This window comes from Streptomyces spinoverrucosus, assembly GCF_006539505.1.
Lineage (GTDB): Bacteria > Actinomycetota > Actinomycetes > Streptomycetales > Streptomycetaceae > Streptomyces > Streptomyces spinoverrucosus.
The window spans coordinates 83,077-101,418 of sequence record NZ_BJND01000042.1 but is presented as its reverse complement, the minus strand read 5'-3'; the positions used below and the strand labels follow the sequence as shown (position 1 = coordinate 101,418).

18 protein-coding genes and 1 tRNA gene are annotated in these 18,342 nt (G+C 70.9%); 10 read left to right on the top strand and 9 right to left on the bottom strand.

Features of this window, described 5'->3' with window-relative positions:
• Nucleotides 1-113: 113 nt before the first annotated feature.
• Nucleotides 114-2,264 (bottom strand): MDR family MFS transporter, encoded by a 2,151-nt coding sequence (locus SSP24_RS27020; RefSeq protein WP_141312310.1) that lies wholly within the window; start codon nucleotides 2,262-2,264, stop codon nucleotides 114-116.
• A 116-nt stretch (nucleotides 2,265-2,380) separates the two neighbouring features.
• On the opposite strand from SSP24_RS27020, the gene SSP24_RS27015 reads away from it, so the two are divergent.
• Nucleotides 2,381-3,277, top strand: a complete 897-nt coding sequence (locus SSP24_RS27015) for a peptidoglycan-binding domain-containing protein (protein ID WP_141312309.1) — start codon at nucleotides 2,381-2,383, stop codon at nucleotides 3,275-3,277.
• 22 nt (nucleotides 3,278-3,299) lie between these two features.
• Here SSP24_RS27015 and SSP24_RS27010 read toward each other — a convergent pair whose 3' ends face one another.
• On the bottom strand, nucleotides 3,300-3,959 hold the full coding sequence (locus SSP24_RS27010; protein WP_174864719.1) for an HAD-IA family hydrolase: 660 nt from the start codon (nucleotides 3,957-3,959) through the stop codon (nucleotides 3,300-3,302).
• 170 nt (nucleotides 3,960-4,129) lie between these two features.
• Nucleotides 4,130-4,711 carry a TMEM165/GDT1 family protein gene (locus SSP24_RS27005; protein WP_141312308.1) on the bottom strand — a complete coding sequence of 194 codons (582 nt, stop codon included), beginning with the start codon at nucleotides 4,709-4,711 and terminating at the stop codon, nucleotides 4,130-4,132.
• A gap of 398 nt (nucleotides 4,712-5,109) precedes the next feature.
• Between SSP24_RS27005 and SSP24_RS27000 the strand changes: the two genes are divergently transcribed.
• From SSP24_RS27000 to SSP24_RS26980, 5 genes are all read left to right on the top strand, one after another.
• Nucleotides 5,110-5,754 (top strand): HNH endonuclease family protein, encoded by a 645-nt coding sequence (locus SSP24_RS27000; protein WP_141312307.1) that lies wholly within the window; start codon nucleotides 5,110-5,112, stop codon nucleotides 5,752-5,754.
• A 188-nt stretch (nucleotides 5,755-5,942) separates the two neighbouring features.
• Nucleotides 5,943-7,583 carry an alkaline phosphatase D family protein gene (locus SSP24_RS26995; protein ID WP_141312306.1) on the top strand — a complete coding sequence of 547 codons (1,641 nt, stop codon included), beginning with the start codon at nucleotides 5,943-5,945 and terminating at the stop codon, nucleotides 7,581-7,583.
• 236 nt (nucleotides 7,584-7,819) lie between these two features.
• A complete protein-coding gene (locus tag SSP24_RS26990; protein ID WP_229865143.1) occupies nucleotides 7,820-9,721 on the top strand; it encodes an FAD/NAD(P)-binding protein in 1,902 nt (633 codons plus the stop codon).
• A 78-nt stretch (nucleotides 9,722-9,799) separates the two neighbouring features.
• Nucleotides 9,800-10,267, top strand: a complete 468-nt coding sequence (locus tag SSP24_RS26985; RefSeq protein ID WP_141312304.1) for a DoxX family protein — start codon at nucleotides 9,800-9,802, stop codon at nucleotides 10,265-10,267.
• Nucleotides 10,268-10,390: 123 nt separating this feature from the next.
• Nucleotides 10,391-11,005 (top strand): DedA family protein, encoded by a 615-nt coding sequence (locus SSP24_RS26980; protein ID WP_167529718.1) that lies wholly within the window; start codon nucleotides 10,391-10,393, stop codon nucleotides 11,003-11,005.
• A 484-nt stretch (nucleotides 11,006-11,489) separates the two neighbouring features.
• Here the strand turns inward: SSP24_RS26980 and SSP24_RS26970 are convergent, their stop codons facing one another.
• Nucleotides 11,490-11,723 carry a DUF2277 domain-containing protein gene (locus SSP24_RS26970; protein WP_141312302.1) on the bottom strand — a complete coding sequence of 78 codons (234 nt, stop codon included), beginning with the start codon at nucleotides 11,721-11,723 and terminating at the stop codon, nucleotides 11,490-11,492.
• Nucleotides 11,724-11,933: 210 nt separating this feature from the next.
• Here SSP24_RS26970 and SSP24_RS26965 point away from each other — a divergent pair, with 210 nt between their 5' ends.
• On the top strand, nucleotides 11,934-12,836 hold the full coding sequence (locus SSP24_RS26965) for a ketopantoate reductase family protein (protein WP_141312301.1): 903 nt from the start codon (nucleotides 11,934-11,936) through the stop codon (nucleotides 12,834-12,836).
• Between the two features lie 55 nt (nucleotides 12,837-12,891).
• Here the strand turns inward: SSP24_RS26965 and SSP24_RS26960 are convergent, their stop codons facing one another.
• The 3 genes from SSP24_RS26960 to SSP24_RS26950 are packed head-to-tail and all read right to left on the bottom strand — an operon-like array spanning nucleotide 12,892 to nucleotide 14,522.
• The gene (locus tag SSP24_RS26960; protein WP_141312300.1) at nucleotides 12,892-13,257 is read right to left on the bottom strand and encodes an iron chaperone; all 366 of its coding nucleotides are present in this window, start codon (nucleotides 13,255-13,257) and stop codon (nucleotides 12,892-12,894) included.
• Between the two features lie 9 nt (nucleotides 13,258-13,266).
• On the bottom strand, nucleotides 13,267-14,094 hold the full coding sequence (locus SSP24_RS26955) for an NAD(P)H-binding protein (protein WP_141312299.1): 828 nt from the start codon (nucleotides 14,092-14,094) through the stop codon (nucleotides 13,267-13,269).
• Nucleotides 14,091-14,522 carry a nuclear transport factor 2 family protein gene (locus SSP24_RS26950; RefSeq protein ID WP_141312298.1) on the bottom strand — a complete coding sequence of 144 codons (432 nt, stop codon included), beginning with the start codon at nucleotides 14,520-14,522 and terminating at the stop codon, nucleotides 14,091-14,093. Before SSP24_RS26950 ends, SSP24_RS26955 begins: the two co-directional genes overlap by 4 nt.
• A 132-nt stretch (nucleotides 14,523-14,654) precedes the next feature.
• Here SSP24_RS26950 and SSP24_RS26945 point away from each other — a divergent pair, with 132 nt between their 5' ends.
• Nucleotides 14,655-15,242, top strand: a complete 588-nt coding sequence (locus tag SSP24_RS26945; protein ID WP_141312297.1) for a TetR/AcrR family transcriptional regulator — start codon at nucleotides 14,655-14,657, stop codon at nucleotides 15,240-15,242.
• A 30-nt stretch (nucleotides 15,243-15,272) separates the two neighbouring features.
• On the opposite strand, the gene SSP24_RS26940 is transcribed toward SSP24_RS26945, so the two are convergent.
• Nucleotides 15,273-16,583 carry an MFS transporter gene (locus SSP24_RS26940; protein WP_308439632.1) on the bottom strand — a complete coding sequence of 437 codons (1,311 nt, stop codon included), beginning with the start codon at nucleotides 16,581-16,583 and terminating at the stop codon, nucleotides 15,273-15,275.
• A 387-nt stretch (nucleotides 16,584-16,970) separates the two neighbouring features.
• Between SSP24_RS26940 and SSP24_RS26935 the strand changes: the two genes are divergently transcribed.
• Both SSP24_RS26935 and SSP24_RS26930 read left to right on the top strand, forming a co-directional pair.
• Entirely contained in the window at nucleotides 16,971-17,519 is a 549-nt protein-coding gene (locus SSP24_RS26935; RefSeq protein ID WP_141312296.1) for a DinB family protein, read from the top strand.
• Nucleotides 17,520-17,712: 193 nt separating this feature from the next.
• Entirely contained in the window at nucleotides 17,713-18,063 is a 351-nt protein-coding gene (locus SSP24_RS26930; protein WP_141312295.1) for a DUF8825 domain-containing protein, read from the top strand.
• 113 nt (nucleotides 18,064-18,176) lie between these two features.
• On the opposite strand, the gene SSP24_RS26925 is transcribed toward SSP24_RS26930, so the two are convergent.
• Nucleotides 18,177-18,251, bottom strand: a tRNA-Val gene (locus SSP24_RS26925).
• Between the last annotated feature and the right edge of the window lie 91 nt (nucleotides 18,252-18,342).

Genomic DNA, 18,342 nt, shown 5'->3' with positions numbered 1-18,342 from the left:
CTACAGCAACCACGCACCCACAGCCACAGGCCGCCGCAGGCATGGCACCGGCACCCGTAGGCCCTACCGCCACCACGCACCCACAGCCCAAGGCCGCCGCAGGCACCCGCCCCTTACCTGAACCGCACCCCCGCCCGCACATCATGCGGCTGCTCCCGATCCGACCCGCACAGCTCCTCGTTCAACTCCCGCACCAGCTGCACCAGATCGGTAGGCCGCTCCGGCCCCCACCAGTCACCGAGCAACTCGGCCAGCGACTCCTCCCGCGCCCGCGCCAGCCGTTCGGCCACCACACGCCCCTGCTCGGTCAGCACAAGGTCGAGACCGTCGCGCACGGCAAGCCGCCGCACCTCGACCTGCCGGGCCCCTTCGAGGATGACCCCCAGCGGCACGGTACTGCGCTCGGCGAGCACCCCCGGCTCCACCCGCCCGTACCTCTTGATCCGCAGCAGCAGCCAACTCGCCGCAGGCACCAGCTCGTCGTACCCCGCCCGCACCGCGATCTTCCGGTACACCTCCTGCCGCCCCTCCCGCGTCCCGAGCACCGACAACGCACGGCACACCTCGTCGTACGACGACCGCTCCACCGGATTGCTCGCGAGCGTCTCGGTGACATCGGGCGCCGTGACGGACACCCGCAGCCGGTCCTCCTTCAGGAACCACGCCAGCACAAAGGCGAGGAACGCGACAGGAGCGGCGTACAGAAATACATCCGTGATGGCAGACGCGTAGGCGTGCAACGCCGGCGCCCGCAGCTCCGGCGGCAGATCGCCGATCCCCCGCGGATCCGCCTCCAGCCCCTCGATGGACACACCGCCCGGCAGCGGCACACCACGAAAGGCGGACGCCAGCTGATCATCGAGGCGCCCCGCGAAGACCGTACCGAACACAGCGACACCGAACGCCGCCCCGATCGAACGGAAGAAGGTCGCCCCGGAGGTGGCGACGCCCAGATCCTCGTACGACACCGCGTTCTGCACGATGAGCACCAGCACCTGCATGACCAGCCCGAGCCCAAAGCCGAACACGAAGAACGAACCGCTGATCACGACGTCGGAACTGTGCTCGTCGAGCTCGTCGAGCAACAGCAGCCCGACTGTGGTGACAAAGGTGCCCACGACGGGAAAGACCTTCCACCGCCCGGTCCGGCTGACGATCTGCCCGGACCCGGTCGAGGCCAGCAGCAGCCCCAGCACCATCGGCAGCATGTGCACACCCGACATGGTCGGCGAGACACCCTGGACGACCTGGAGGAAGGTCGGCAGATACGTCATCGCGCCGAACATCGCGAACCCGATGATCAGGCTGATCGCGGCCGCGAGGGCGAACGTACGGATGCGGAACAGCTTCAACGGCAGCACAGGCTCCGCCGCCCGCCGTTCAACGACGACGAACACCACGGCGAGCACGACGGCCACCACGACCAGCCCGACGATCTGCGGTGAGCCCCACCCCCAGGTGGTGCCGCCGAGCGAGGCGACCAGAACCAGACAGGTGGCGACGGCGGCGACGAGGAAGGTGCCGAGATAGTCGATGACATGCCGGGTCGCCGTACGCGGCAGACGCAGCACACTCGCGATCACGACAAGCGCGACGACCCCCACCGGCAGGTTGATGTAGAAGACCCACCGCCAGCTCAGATGCTCGGTGAACACCCCACCCAGCAACGGCCCGAGCACACTCGACGCCCCGAAGACCGCACCGAACAGCCCCTGATACCGCCCTCGGTCACGCGGCGGAACCAGATCCCCGACGATCGCCATCGACAAAACGATCAGCCCGCCACCACCCAGTCCCTGCACCGCACGGAACGCGATGAGCTGCGGCATGTCCTGCGCGATCCCGCACAGCACGGAGCCGACGAGAAAAATCACGATGGCGGCCTGGAACAGCCGCTTCCGCCCGTACTGGTCCCCCAGCTTCCCCCACAGCGGCGTCGCGGCGGTCGAGGCCAGCAGATACGCGGTGACGACCCAGGACAGATGCTGCAGCCCGCCGAGCTCGCTGACGATGGTCGGCAGCGCGGTCGCCACGATCGTCTGATCGAGGGCGGCGAGCAACATGCCGAGCAGCAGCGCGCCGATCGACACGAGCACGTTCCCGGACACCTGCTCCCGGTCCACGGCACCCGGCACCTGCGCGGCCCTGCCGCCGTGCGTCTCCCCGACCATGCGCACCTCCGGGGCTGCTCGCCGGTCGTCACCTCCTCCATCGTGGGCGGTGTGCCCGGTTATGGCCTGTCGAGCCCTTTTGGAGGCGGTCATTCCGGCGCGATTACGGGGGCTTCGCGAACACGACGCACACGGGATCTGCATAATCTCTAGCCCACGGGGCGGCTTCTCCGGGACCACGGGGCGGCCGCGAGGGGAGGGACGGACGCGTGGCGGAGCCGAAGGGACACCAGTGCCCGGAGTGCGGGGCGCCCAGAGGGGCGGACAACACCCCGTCGTGCGCCTGCGGCGAACGCGCCGCCGAGGCCCTGCGCGACGCGCGTACGGCGGAACAGGCGGCGGCGGAGGACTTCGACCCCCTGCGCATACGCCCCTACGTCGCCCTGGACGCGACCGCACCGGACACGCCGGCCGAGGCGGCACCCCCGGCGGAACTGACCCTGCCGCTCCCCCCGCTCCCGCCGCCGCCCACTCCGACCACCACGCAGGCCACGGAACCCGAGGCACGCCCCCGCACCCCTCGCCACCGCACGGCACTGCTGGCGGCGTCCGGCGTGGTGATCACGGCGGCAGCGGCGGCAGGTTTCGCGAGCGGCCTGTTCTCGTACGAGCCCCCGGCCCGGGACAGCGCGGCTCCGGAGTCGGTACGAGAGGCAGTCCCGGAGCCCCGCACAACGCAGCCGAGCCCGACACCGACGGCAACGACACCACCGGCGACGACCCCGACACCGGAATCCCCGTCCCCGACGCCGACACCAAGCCCGACCCTGACGCTCACCACACCACCGGCGTCCCCGACACCCACGCCCACCCCCACCCAGCCGCCCCCACCCACGGCTCGCGCAACGGGCTCCCTGACCCCCTCGGCCCGGGACGAGCCCGCCCAGACCCTCCGCGGAGGCGATTCCGGCCCCGAGGTGACAGAGCTCCAACTCCGCCTGCACCAGCTGTACCTGTACAACGACGACCCGCACGGCCACTACACGCGAGAGGTCGAGAACGCCGTACGCAACTACCAGTGGGCCCGCGGCGTACAGACCGACGAACTGGGCGTCTACGACGAGGAGACCCGGGAGAAGCTGGAGTCGGAGACGTCGGAGCCCTGACGCTCGACGGCGGGGAAGGCCCCTACCCGAACGAAACCCGAATCTCCCCATCCCCCGCGGCCTCAACCCGCACCCCACTCAAATCCCCCACCAACACATCCGGCCGATGCACAGAGGCCCGCGCCCCCACCCCCACCACCCGCATCCCCGCAGCACGCCCCGCCGCGATCCCCGCCCCGGAGTCCTCGAAGACCAGGCAGTCCGCGGGAGCCACCCCCAGTTCGGCGGCCCCCTTGAGGAACCCCTCGGGGTCGGGCTTGCTCGCGCCCACGGACTCCGCGGTCACCCGTACGTCCGGCAGCGCCAGCCCCGCCGCAGCCATCCGCGCCGTGGACAGCGGCACATCCGCCGAGGTCACCAGCGCGTGCGGCAGCCCCCGCAGGGACGCCAGAAACTCCGCCGCACCGGGGATTGCGACGACGCCCTCCATGTCCGCGGTCTCCTCCGCGAGCATCCGCGCGTTGTCCGCCAGGTTCTGCTCCATCGGCCGGTCCGGCAGCAGTACGGCCATCGACGCGTACCCCTGCCGCCCGTGCACGACCTTCATGACCTCGTCCCCGTCCAGCCCGTGCCGCTCGGCCCAGCGTCGCCAGATGCGCTCCACGACGGCGTCGGAGTTGACGAGGGTGCCGTCCATGTCGAGCAGGAGGGCGCGGGCGGTGAGCACGGTGGTGGCCGTCATCGGCAGCTCCAGGACGCGGGTGAGGGGCGGCGAAGGCGCCGGGCCCGGGGGACAAGGCGGCCCCGCCCGCCGGTCAGGGAAAACGGGCGGGAGCCACTTTGTTCCCCCACGGTACAAAACAAGCCGCGCTCCCGCCACCGCCGTAGCCAACCCTTCACCTACCGTTCAGCTCACCCGGTCACGGCCTCCCAAAGGCTCCACACCCCGAGGCCGAGCATCAGCAGCGCCGCGATCTTCGTGATCAGCTCCAGCGGCACCCGCTTCATCAGCGCCCTGCCGCCGACGATGCCCAGCGCGGCCACCGCCCACAGCGCCAGCACCGCACCCAGGCCGACGGACAGCGGGTCGTCGTAGCGCGCCGCGAGATTCGCGGTCATGATCTGGGTGAGATCACCGAACTCGGCGACCAGGATGAGCATGAACCCGGCTCCGGAGACCTTCCAGAAGGACTGGTCCTGCGGCCTGCGGATCTCCTCCTCGCCGTCGTCCTTCTTCATCAGCAGCATCGCCGCGCCGCCCAGGAAGAGCACACCGGTCAGCGCGTGCACCAGTTGCTGCGGCAGCAGCGTCAGCACACTGCCCGCCGCGACGGCGAGCGCGACATGCAGCGCGAAGGCGGCGGCGACCCCGGCGAAGACGTACGAGGCGCGGTAGCGGGTGCCGAGGACGAGCCCGGCGAGTGCGGTCTTGTCGGGCAGTTCGGCGAGGAAGACGACGCCGAAGACGAGCGCCGTGACGGTGAGGCTGATCAAGGTTCCTCAATCGGTCGGGGCCACCGGCCGAGAGTCGTAAGTCCTGACGGGGATCGGACCTCGGCACGGCAGCACACGTGGCACCCGTGCCGTACGGCACGGGCGTGTACTGCTTGCCGAAGGTCTCGCCGGCCGGCCTCGCGATCGAGGCCCGCCTCCGGGCGCCGGCTCGGATCCCTCGCGGGCTGAGCAGTATGTCGACGGTCCGGCTAAGGGCTACTCCCCTTCTGCGCCGTCCATCGTACGCGACGGCCCGGAAGCCGAAAGTTCGGTCTTGAACCTTGTCGTGTCATGCACGCGTCATTAGCTTCTCACCCAACGCACACCCGTTCGCAACACGGCACCGACAGCATTCCCTCGCTCGCACGCCAACACCCCCACACTCCAAGGGAGTTCGCATGCCCAGGTTCTACGCGCGTCGACGGCTGAGCATAGTCGCGGCGATCAGCGCCTTCGTGGCCTCCGTGGCCCTGTTCAACGCCCCCACCGCCTCCGCCGCCCTCCCCACCCCCGTCAGCGGCGCCACCGCCCGCTCCTACCTCGCCCAGCTCACCGTGGCGAGCGAGGACCGCACCGGCTACAACCGGGACCTCTTCCCGCACTGGATCACGCAGTCGGGCTCCTGCAACACCCGTGAGACCGTCCTCAAGCGCGACGGCTCGAACGTCGTCACCGACTCCTCCTGCTACGCCACCAGCGGCAGCTGGTACTCCCCGTACGACGGCGCGACCTGGTACGCCGCCTCCGACGTCGACATCGACCACCTCGTCCCGCTCGCCGAGGCCTGGGACTCCGGCGCCGACAGCTGGACCACCTCCCGCCGCCAGGCCTTCGCCAACGACCTGACCCGCCCGCAGCTCCTCGCGGTCACCGACAACGTCAACCAGTCCAAGGGCGACCAGGACCCGGCCACCTGGATGCCGTCCCGCACCGCCTACCGCTGCATCTACGTGCGCGCCTGGGTCCAGGTGAAGTACTACTACGACCTCTCGGTCGACTCCGCCGAGAAGAACGCGCTCACCAACTACCTGGCGTCCTGCTAGGACCTGTCGTCCGTCGCGCGCCAGGGCCCGCGGCGCCGCCTGATCCACACGACCGGCCCTGAGCAGCCACCGCCCTGGCTTTCTGGCCCGGAACCTACCCGCCGGCCTCCGTCGTTCCGTACCGTACGGGGCGACGGAGGAGGCGAGCCGACAGGGGCGCGCCGGCCGGAGCAAAGGCGGGCGATGACGTGGCGGGACTACGCCTGGGACCACTGCTGAGATACGTCGACGACTCGACCGCGACCGTCTGGGTCGAGGCGAGCCGTCCGTGCACCGCCGAGGTGCGCTGCGCCGACGGCGCCCACGGCACGGCCCGCACCTTCCAGGTCGCCGGCCATCACTACGCCCTCGTGCCGGTGACCGGCCTGACAGCCAGGACGACGACGTCGTACGAGGTGCTGCTCGACGGCACACGCGTGTGGCCGCTGCCCGACTCACCGTTGCCGCCCTCGGTGATCCGCGCCGGGTTCGTCGACGACACCGTCAAGGTCGCCTTCGGCTCATGCCGCTGGGCCGCGCCCCCGGCCGACGGCAAGGACCCGGTCGGCCCCGACGCCCTGGACACCCTGGCCGCCCGCATCGCAGCCGCCCCCACGGCCGAACGACCGGACGTCCTGCTGCTCCTGGGCGACCAGGTCTACGCCGACGAGACCTCCAAGGTCACCCAGCGCCGACTGGCCGCCCGCCGCGATCTCAAGGAGCCGCCGGGCAGCGGAGTGGCGGACTACGAGGAGTACACGCAGCTCTACTACGAGTCCTGGCTCGACTCCCAGGTGCGCTGGCTGCTGTCCACCGTGCCCACCTGCATGATCTTCGACGACCACGACGTCATCGACGACTGGAACACCTCCGCATCCTGGGTCGCCGACATGCGGGCCACGGACTGGTGGCAGGAGCGGGTGCTGAGCGGCCTGATGTCGTACTGGGTCCACCAGCACCTGGGGAATCTGTCCCCGACCGAGCTGGCCGCCGACCCGCTCTACGCGGCCGTACGGGACACCCCGGACGCCACCGACCTGCTGCGCGCCTTCGCCCACGACGCCGACGCCAACCCGACGTCCGTGCGGTGGAGTTACCGGCGCGACTTCGGGCGCGTCCGGCTGCTGATGGTGGACACGCGCGCGGGCCGCGTCCTGGCGGAGGGCAAGCGCTCGATGCTCGACCCCGGCGAGGAGGCGTGGCTGCGCACCGAGGCGCTGGACGAGCCGGGATCGTACGACCATCTCCTCATCGGCGCCTCCCTCCCCTGGCTGCTGCCGCACCTGGCGCACGACGCCGAGGGCTGGAACGCGGCGCTGTGCCGGGGTGAGAAGGGCGAGCGCTGGGCGCGCTGGGGCGAGAAGATGCGGCGGGCGGCAGACCTGGAGCACTGGTCGGCCTTCCCGGAGTCCTTCGACGCGCTGGCGGCGCTGATCGCCGAGGTGGGCTCGGGCGACAGGGCACCGGCGACCGTGTGCGTGCTGTCGGGAGATGTGCATCACGCGTACGTGGCCGAGCCGACGTGGCCTTCCGGCGGGCCGCACGCGCGCGTGCTCCAGCTCACCTGCTCGCCGGTCCACAACTCCATCCCGTCGGTACTCAAGTGGGGCTTCCGCTTCGGCTGGAGCGGCGTCGCGCGGTTCCTGGGCCGCCGGATCGCGGGGCACGGCAAGGTGCCGCAGCCGTCGATCGACTGGCGGTGCACGGGCGGGCCCTGGTTCGGCAACCAGCTCATGACGCTGACGCTGAAGGGGCGTTCGGCACGGCTGCTGCTGGAGCACACGCGGGAGGACGGGCGGGGCGGAGCGCGGCTGACGACGGTGGAGGAGTCGGTCCTCACCACCGCATGAGGTACATCCGGGACCTGTGGGACGCGCGTTGGCTTCTGGTGTCCCCGACGGCATGATGAGGCGGGCCGTCCGCTTGGCGCGGGCGGTTCGCCGCACTGTGCCGCACCTGCCCGGGAGTCACCGCTTTGTCTGCACCGACCGCGGAGTCCATGTCGGAGCCCTCGATATCGGAGCCCTCTGTATCGGGCGCTCCCTCGGAGGCGGCACTTCTGCGGGGGCCGTCCTCGACGCCGTCGTTGGCCATCGCCCTGGTCGGTGCCGGGCCGCGCGGTACGAGTGTGCTGGAGCGGCTGTGCGCCTCCGCCGCCGAACTCCTCCCGCCCGGGACGCCGCTGACGGTGCACGTGATCGATCCGGCACCGCCCGGCCCCGGACGCGTGTGGCGCACCGCGCAGTCGGCCGAGCTGCTGATGAACACGGTCGCCTCGCAGGTGACGTTGTTCACGGACGAGAGCGTGGACTGCTCGGGGCCGATCCGCCCGGGCCCGAGCCTGTACGAGTGGGCGGACGGCGAACTCGGGCCTGACGACTATCCGACCCGGGCGCAGTACGGCCGCTATCTGGAGTGGGTGTTCGCGCGGGTGGTGCGGGACGCGCCGCCGGGGGTGCGCGTCGAGACCCACACGGCCCGCGCGGTCCGGCTCGACGACGGTCCCGACGGCTGCCAGGTCCTCGCCCTGGACGACGGCCGGGTGCTGACCGGGCTCGCCGCCGTCGTCCTCGCACAGGGCCATCTGCCGACGGCACCGGACGCGGAACAGCGGCAGCAGACGTCGTACGCCGACCGGAACGGCCTGCGGTACATCCCGCCCGCCAATCCGGCGGACGTCGACCTCACCCCGCTGTCCCCTGGCGAACCGGTGCTGCTGCGCGGCCTGGGCCTGAACTTCTTCGACCACATGGCCCTGCTGACCACCGGCCGCGGCGGCCGCTTCGTCCGCACCGGGGACGCGTTGCGCTACATCCCCTCCGGCCGCGAGCCCCGCCTGTACGCCGGCTCCCGACGCGGCATCCCGTACCAGGCACGCGGCGACAACGCCAAGGGCCCGTACGGCCGCCACGAGCCCCTGGTCCTCACACCGGAGGCAATCGCGGGCTTCCGCAAGCGCGCGGACTCCGGGGATGCGCCGGACTTCCTGGGGGAGGTGTGGCCGTTGGTGGCGAAGGAGGTCGAGACGGTTTATTACGCGGCGGTGCTGGGCGGGGACGGCGCGGGGGTGGGCGGGTCCATAACGCCGTTGGGCGGGCCTCGGGAATTCGTTGAGCGGTATCTCGCCGTTCCTCATGGCGATCCTCAGGAGGCGCGGCTGCTGGACGAGTTCGGGGTTCCGGTCGCCGATCGCTGGTCGTGGGAGCGGGTCTCCCGGCCGTATGCGGGGCGGGCGTTCGACGGGCCCGGGTCCTGGCGGGACTGGCTGCTGTCGTATCTGCGCGAGGACGCCGCGCAGGCCGCCCTGGGTAATGTGCGCGGCCCGCTGAAGGCCGCCCTCGACGTACTGCGCGACCTGCGCAACGAGATCCGGCTGATCGTCGACCACGCCGGACTGACCGGCGTGTCCCGCCGGGACCACCTGGACCGCTGGTACACCCCGCTCAACGCCTTCCTCTCCATCGGCCCTCCCCGGCGTCGCATCGAGGAACTGACCGCGCTCATGGAGGCCGGGGTGGTGGAGGTGCTCGGGCCACGGCTGGAGGTGCGGTGCGCGCAGGGGGCGTGGGTGGCGCACTCGCCGGAGGTGCCGGGGTCGGCCGTGCGGGTGACGACCCTTATAGAGGCCCGGCTCCCGGAACCCGACCTGCGCCGCACCGCCGACGAACTGCTCGCCCGCCTCCTGCGGACCGGGCAGTGCCGACCGCACACGATCGACGGATACGAGACGGGCGGGCTGGACGTGACCCGGCGGCCGTATCACCTGATGGCCCGTCAAGGTCAGCCGCACGAAGGGCGGTTCGCGTTCGGGGTGCCCACGGAGGGGGTGCACTGGGTGACGGCGGCGGGGGCGCGGCCCGGGGTGGACTCGGTGACGCTGTCGGACGCGGATGCGGTGGCGCGCGCGGTGCTGCGGGTGGCGGTGGGATCGGAGGCGGGAGCCGGGCCGCACCAAGGAGAGAATGTTGAAGTTGCAAGCATTGATTAGGTGTGCCTAACGTGAAGGGGCCACTCGGTTCTGTCCCCGACGGGTCCGCGCGACCCGCCCACCGAAGGAGCCCCCCACATGACCGAACGCCTCCACACCGCTCAGCCCTACGCAATCGGCCTGTTTCGCATTGTGACCGGCCTGCTCTTCCTCTGCCACGGCGCCGCATCCCTGTTCGGCGTCCTCGGCGGCGCCGCGGGCACCGAAGGCGGCACGATCGCCGCCGGCACCTGGCCGGGCTGGTACGCCGCCATTATCCAGCTGATCGGCGGCGGCCTGGTCATGCTGGGCCTCGGAACCCGCGTGGCCGCGTTCGTCGCGTCGGGTTCGATGGCGTACGCGTACTTCTACGTGCACCAGCCCATGGGCCTGTGGCCGATGGCGAACGGCGGCGAGGCCTCGGCCATGTTCTGCTGGGCCCTGTTCCTGCTGGTCTTCACCGGTTCCGGCGCCCTCAGCCTGGACGCGCTGCTCGCCCGGCGCGCCGGGGCCAAGCGGAACCCGGGGGCGTCCACGGAGGCGCGGGAGTCGCCGGTCGCGGCCTGACGGAACGCCGTTTCTTTGTATGAGAAGTGAACATCCCGCACCGAACACATGAGCCCCCCGCGCACCTCCTGTCACACCCCAGGCGTACGCTGTATGGCTTACGGGGGATGACGGGGAGTCGCGGTGCTGGAGAGTGTGGGGTCACTGACGGGCAGCCCATGGATCTACGCGATGGTGGCCGCGTCGATCCTGCTCGACGTGTTCGTTCCGGTGCTGCCGAGCGGGGTGCTGGTCATCATGGCGGCGACGGCGGCCGCAGCGGGCTCCGGCGCGGCGACCGGCCAGGTCCCGACCGACGTCCCCGACATCCTGCTCCTCACGCTCTGCGCCACCACCGCGTCCGTGCTGGGCGACCTGGTGGCCTACCGCCTCGCCTGGCGCGGCGGCGCCCGCCTGGACCGCGCGCTGGCCCGTTCACCCCGCCTGAGCACCGCGCAGGAACGTCTCGGCACGGCGCTGGCCCGAGGCGGCGGCGCCCTGGTCGTCCTGGCCCGCTTCGCCCCCGCCGGCCGCTCGGTCGTCTCCCTCACCGCCGGCGCCGCCCACCGCCGCCCCCGGGACTTCGTCCCCTGGTCGGCCCTGGCCGGCCTCACCTGGGCCACGTACAGCGTCGCCCTCGGCTACTTCGGCGCCCACTGGCTGGGCACGACATGGCTGGCAACGGCCGTCTCAACCCTGGCCCTCGTCGGCGCAGGCGCGGCGGCGACGTACTTGATGCGCCGCCCGAGGACGTCGTAGAGGATCCGCCGCGGCGGGGCCGCGGGCGCACCACTGGACCGCGGCACGCAAGCTGCCCCACCGACGAGCCCACCCAGCCACGGCCGGACAGCACCCCGCAGAGCAGCGGGCAGCCAAAACCGCGCAGCTACGACCGGTCACCAAACCCACACAGCGCGAACGGCAAACCGCGCAGCTGGGGCAGGGAATCCGCCTAGCTATGACCCGTCACCAACCCGCGCCGCCGCAGACAGGCAAACCCCCGCAGGCGGAGGCAGACCAACCGCCCAGCTGCTACCCGCCACCAACCCGCACAGCTGGGACAGGCCAACCACCTAACTGCGACCCGTCACCAACCCGCGTAGCTGCGGGCAGTCGTGCCGCTGGGGCGGCACGGGTGGGCGCAGCGGCACCCCGCCAGCGCGGACGAGCGACCCGACCCCCGCCCAGCACGAGCGCCGGCCCGCCCCCCAACCAACGCTTACCGGACCCCGCCCAGCACTCCCTACCCCGCCTTACGAGCCACCCCCTGCCCCCGCACCTCCAACCCGCCCAACAACTCCGCCGTAGCCTCGGCGATCACATCCACAGCCCGATCGAAAACCTCCTGATTGTGCGCGGCAGGCACCCGAAACCCGGAAACCTTCCGCACATACTGCAAAGCGGCAGCCCGGATCTCGGCCTCAGTGGCCTCCTCGGGCAATACAGGCGGACGAAGCGTCTTGATACTGCGGCACATACCCCCAGTCTCCCGCCCACCCCGACTCCCGCCCACCCCGCAACCGGCACCCTTCAAACCAGTTCAAACCACAGCCCTCAGAACCGCACCTTCAGAACCGCACCCCTCAAAAATGCCCCAGTCCCCCTCTCGCCCCCTCCCACTCCCCCCTGCGATGATCCACTCCAAGGCGGCCACCTCCCCGGGGCCGACCGACGAGAGGAACCACACATGGCGCACGACAAGCTCACCGTGGCCGTCCTGGGCCCCGGCGGCGTAGGCGGCCTGCTCGCCGCCCTCCTCGCCCGCGCCGGCCACCGCGTGATCTGCCTGGCCGGCGACACCACGGCCCACACCCTCCGCACCACCGGCATCCACGTCCGCAGCCCCCGCTACGGCGACTTCACCACCCCCGTCGAAGCCGACACCGAACTCCGCGAACCGGTCGACGCCTGCCTGATCACCGTCAAGCACACCACCCTCGACGCCGCACTCCCCCGTATCCCCGCCCCCGCCCTCGGCGACGCCCTGCTCGTCCCCTTCCTCAACGGCGTGGAACACCCCACCCACCTACGCTCCCGCTACCGCCCCCACCAGGTCGCCCCCGCCGTCATCCGCGTCGAGTCCACCCGCGTCACCCCGGGCGAGATCGAACACACCAGCCCCTTCGCCGAGATCGACCTGACCGGCGACCCCGTCCCCCGGCACCGCCTCGACACCCTGGCCGCCGCCTTCACGACCGCCGGCCTCACCACCCGCGTCCTGGACGACGAGGCGGCCGCCCTTTGGGCGAAGATGGCGTTCCTCGCCCCCTTCGCCCTGCTGACCACCCGCTACGCCCTCCCCCTCGGCGACATCCGCACCCACCACCGCGACGAACTCACCGCCCTCGTCGCGGAAACGGCGGCCGTCAGCCGCGCCTGCGGCGGCCCCGCCGACCCGGCCGAGGCACTCGCCCGCTTCGACGCCTTCCCGCCGGGCACCAAGTCGTCCATGCAACGCGACGCCGAGGCAGGCCGCCCTCTGGAACTGGACGCCATCGGCGGCGCGTTGCTCCGCGCGGCCGAGCAGCACGACGTATCCACCCCCGTGGCGGCCAAACTTGTGCGGGAGTTGAAGGAAGCAGGCCACTGACCGGCCGACCTCTACTCGGCCTGCGACCAGGACGCGCTCCTGCGACGGCTGCCGCTCAGCAGACCTGCCCCGGACCGGCGGCCGTTGCCTTCAGCAGATCGCGCACCAGATCGAAGTCGATCAGCTCGGGCTTGCGGAACCGCAGGCACCCCTTGCCCATGTCCTGCCCGGCCAGCCGCTCCTCGAAGGCCTCCCGGACGTCACTGCGCATCAGATAGAAGGAGATGTACTGCTTCTGGCTGGCGAAGGCGATCTCCGCGGTTCCGTCGCGCTCATAGGCGGGCATCCCGTACGCCATCACCTCACGGAACCCGGACAGCTCCGCCCGGCACAGCGCACGCAGCCGGCCCAGCGCCTCGCGGCGTTCCTCCGGCACCTCGGCGAGATATGCGTCGACGTCTTCAGCCTTGCTCTGCACCATGGCCCGAGCCTACCGAGGGCCGGTCCGCTCCACATGGGCACGGAAGCTGCGCGGCGGGCGGCCCGTGAGGCGGAGCACGGTGTCGGTGGTGCGGTCCTCGGCCCCTTCGGCGATCGCCCGTTCCAGGTCGGCGAGCATGGTGGCGAACTCGTACGGCCTCGCGGCCGCCAGGCGATCGCGCAGGTCCTCGTACGTCAGCGGGTGGTGGGTGACCGTACGCCCGGTGACCTCGGTCAGGACGGCGGCGACGTCGGCGTGGCTGAGCGCCTCCGGGCCGGTGATGACGAGATCGGTGTTGGGCGCCTGGGCGTCGGTCAGCGCGTGCGTGGCGACGGCCGCGATGTCGTCGGCGTCGACGAACGCCACGCGCCCCTCGCCCGTCGCGGTCATGATCACGCCCTCTTCGCGGATCGTACGGGCGTGCTGGTGGTCGCCGGTGAAGTTCTGCATGAACCACGACGGCCGCAGCACGGCCCACTCCTCGAACAGCGCGGGCAACGCCTGGTGCACCTGCCCGACGGCCGGGCCTCCGGCGGGGATCGCCGAGGAACCGAGCAGCACGGCCCGTCGTACGCCCGCCGCGCGGGCCTTCTCCAGGACGGGCAGCATGACGTCGGCGGGTGTGGACGTGGCCAGGGGTGGGACGAGGTAGACGCGGTCGGCGCCGCTGAGCGCATCGTCGTAGGTGCCGGGGTCGTACCAGTCGAAGCGCACCGTCCCCGGCCCGGTATTGGCCCGCCGACCGGCCGCCCTGACCGGGACCCCGCGCGCGGCCAGCTGCGCGCACACGCGGCTGCCGGTGGTACCGGTGGCTCCCAGAACCAGCGTCGCGCTCATCGGCCGCCCGCCCCCGTGAAGTCGGCGGCGCCGTCCTGGGGGATGGCGAGGGGATTCCAGTAGTCGCGGTAGTGGGTGATCCGTCCGTCGGTGACCGTCACGACGGCGATGTACGCCATGTCGTAGGGCTCTCCACTCTTCACCAGCCGTCCCACACCGCGCATCTCGACCACGATGGTCCCGGGGTCGTCGGTCCGGTGGATCTTCAGGTCGGGGATGTCGTGGAGGTCGATGTGGTCCGGGTAGCCGCGCATGTAATCGGCGACGGCAGCCTTGCCCTCCAGCCGCCTCGGCCACCCGTCGGGCGCGAACGGGAATTCGAACACTCCGTCGTCGTCCCACAGGTCGACCCAGGCGGGGATGTTCTTGTCGAGCAGCAGCCGCAGGCCATGGCGGTACAGCTCCGCCGGCTGGGTGGGTGTGGTCATGGGTGTCCCCTCGGATACGATACGAGACTATGCGGACCAGCGGTCCGCTTACTGTGCCCCAACATACGGACCGCCGGTCCGGTTATGCAACCGACGACCGGCTTCTGGTTTCTGGCTTCTGGAGGATGTGGCGTGCCCGAGCGCAAGCCCCGTGCGGACGCAGCGCGCAACCGCGAGGCCGTACTCGCGGCGGCCGACCGGCTGTTCGCCGAGAGCGACAGCCCCGAACAGGTGACCATGGCCCACATCGCGGCCGCCGCCGGCGTCGGCAAGGGCACGCTCTTCCGCGGCTTCGGCGACCGTCCGGGCCTGATCCGCGCCCTGTACGAGGCCCGCCTGGAACCAATCCGCCAGGCCGTCACGGACGGCCCCCACCCCCTCGGCCCCGACACCCCACCCCAGGAACGCGTCCCCGCCCTCCTCGACGCCCTCCTCTGCTTCAAGCTCGACCACCGGCACCTCTCCCTCGCCCTGGAGGAGTCCGGCGCGGGCAACAGCCCCTACCGCACCCAGCACTACGACTGGTGGCACGCCACACTCCGGGACACCCTGGACCGGCTCCCCGGCTACACCGGCAGCGACTTCACCGCACACGCCCTGCTGGCCGCGGTCCGCGCCGACCTCGTCGACCACCTGACCGGCCCGAGAAACCTGCCCCGAGAGCACCTACGGGCCGAACTGGCCGCATTCACGGCAAGGATCCTGAGCGGGCCGTCCTGAGCGGGCCGAACCCCCACAGCCCGGCTGCCGTCACGCCGACGGGACCGGAGTGTCCGGCGGGGCGGGGAGCGTCCGTCCCAGGCGGGCGAGTGGGGACAGGGCCATCAGTGCCGGCGACAGCAGCATGCCTGCGGCTGCTACCAGGAGGCTCGTGCGCGTCCCCCACGCTTCCGCGAGAACGCCGCCGAGCAGCGAGCCGAACGGGGTCATCCCCATGCCGACGAAGTTGATCGTCGCGGCCACGCGGCCCTGCATCCCGTCCGGCGTGACGGTCTGCCGGACGGCCATGACCGTGACGTTCACCAGCTGGCTGAAGGTCCCGAAGACGAAGTTGACCATAAGGAGCGCGAGAACCGTCACCGCAGAGGAGCCGTGCAGCGCGGGCACAAACAGGAACACGCCGTCGCCAAGTGCTGCGGCGGATACGAGCACAGTGCCGTATCCGAAGCGACTCGGCAGGCGGGCGGCCAGCAGCGAGCCCAGGAGCGCGCCCGGCCCCGTCGCCGCGAGTGCCAGCCCGACGGCGGTGCCCGACAGCTGCAGGTCCCGTGGCAGGAACAGCAGATAGACGGTCATCACGGCCGCGAAGAAGAACTGGAAGGCGGCTGACGCGAGGCACACAGTCCACAGCGAGGTGTCGCCGACGACAAAGCGGAGGCCCTCATGGATCCGCCGCCAGACCCGGGCAGGACGTTCCGAGCGTTCCGGTTCCGGGATGGTCTCGCGGCGCCCGATCCGTCGGATCGACAGGAACGACAGCGCGAAAAACGCTGCGCTGGAGGCGGCGGCGATCGGCGCCGACAGCACAGACACCAGCGCACCGCCGAGGGCGGGACCGCCGATCTGCGCGGCGGACCGACTGCCCTCGAGCGCGCTGTTGCCCCGTACCAACTGATCCCGTTGCACCAGCCGTACAAGAGACGCCTGGTAGGCCACGTCGAAAACCACGGACAGCGCCCCGACGACGAAGGCGACCACTAGCAGCGCGGGCAGTCCGAGCCAACCAAGGAGTCCGGCCACGGCGGCGGCGCCCAGCGCCAGGGCCCGACCGGCGTCCGTCAGCACCATCAACGTGCGGGTCCGCCACCTGTCCACCCACGCGCCGGCGAGAAGCGACAGCAGCAGGATCGGTGCCTGCCCCACCGCGCGCAGGGCGCCCAACTCGCCGGCACCGGCGTTGAGCGTCAGGACGGCGAAGAGCGGCAGAACCACCAGACCTGCATGTTCGCCCAGTTGGGAGGCGGTCTGACCCACCCAGAGCCTGCGGAAGTCGCCGTTCCGCCACAGGCTTGACGGAACAGGTCGACCGGAATCGGATACAGCAGAGGAAGAGGACGGCACAGGGACCCCTCGGATGACCGAAGACGAGACCCGCCAACCGGCGCACGTCAGGTGCACCGACCATGTCAGGCAGCGCGAAAGGAAGGCTCGCTGTGCCGCGCATCAAGGGCAGCACGCGATGACAGACCGCTTACGGCCTCACGTCAACGCGTGCTCGAACGACCGACCATGTCTTCGCTCCTCGTGAGTCACTCGCTGCGCGAACACTAGCTACGGCTCGGCAGGGCACGAAAGGCAATTATCGGCAGGGGCACGAAAGGCGATCAGGCGAAGGACTCCGGCAAGGCCCAACTCCTCACAGCCAAAGGAGACTTGCAGAAGCCGCGAGCGACCCGATGTCAGTGGTGCCTGTCAGACTCGGCCCATCCCCGACCAGGAAGGCAGACGATGACCGGCAAAGCCGCCCCCAAGCACTACGCACCCCGGTGGAACAACGACACCCGCCCGACCCCGCCCGCCGTCGGGAGTGAGAGGGAGATCCTGAGTGCCGTCCTGGACTGGCACCGTGCAACCTTCGAGCTCAAGTGCGCCGGCGTGCCTCCGGAGCGGCTGTCCGAACGAGCGGTGCCGCCGTCCGGCCTGTCCCTGCATGGCATGGTGCGGCATCTGGCCGGCGTCGAGCGCTGGTGGTTCCGCATCCAGTTCGCCGGCGAGAACGTTCCGATGCTCTACTACTCCGACGACGACCCCGACCAGGATTTCGACAGCCTGGACGGTGACGTCGACGAAGCCTTCGCCGTCTGGCGTGCGGAGTGCGAGCACTCCAGGCAGATCACGGCCGCTGCCGCATCGCTGGATGAAACAGGGATCCGCAAGAGGACCGGTGAGCCGATCTCCCTGCGAAGGATCATGGTGGACATGATCGCCGAGTACGCACGGCACAACGGCCACGCCGATCTCCTGCGCGAATGCATCGACGGCTCCACCGGGATGTGACCCCGCGAGAAAAGTCCCGATGGCGTGACCTGCTGAACATGCATCCCGACGCCGGGGGGACGTTGGCAGGCGCGACAGCGCTTCGGCGCCGCAGGTGGTGCTCCAACCGATCGGAGCGCTCAGTCACACCCGTTCGCGTGAACCGCCGTAAGAAACTCGCCACTCAAAATCGAACAGGCGTAGCATTACGGCCGTGGCTACGACCTACGACTTCCCTAGCGACCTCCGCGCCGGTCAGGAGGAGCTGCATCAGGTCCGGGCCGAGCTGTCGGCCCTGCTGAAGCGGCTCCCCTGGTCGGTCGAGCCCCTGGACGGCTTCAGCGACGCAGGCGGCTGGCGCAAGATCGAACGCCCCGCCTCCCCCGGCTGGACCGCCGACGAGCAGGCCGAGGTCGAGAAGCTCCGCCGCCGCGAACGCGAACTCGCGATCTTCGTCAGTACCCACCGCTACTGGTCGGAACTCACCGGCCCCGACCACGTCGACGCCCGCGCCAAACTGAAACACGCCGACGGTTCACCACCGGACCCCGAACGGGACGTGTGACGCAGACCGGCGTCCGAAGCACCGGCTGCGTGAGGCAGCGGGGCGTCTGAAACCGAACAAGGCCCAGATCTCCGGGTTCCCCCGTTGACCTGGGCCTTGCTGTGTCCTGCGACTGGTGGGCGCGGACGGTTTCGAACCGCCGACATCCGCCTTGTAAGGGCGGCGCTCTACCGCTGAGCTACGCGCCCAGGACGAGTCGACAGCCTACCTTGCCTGGGGCAGTGCCCTGCAAACCCGTATCGGGGGAGGTGTGCGGGGGTGGGATCGGGGGTTAACCCC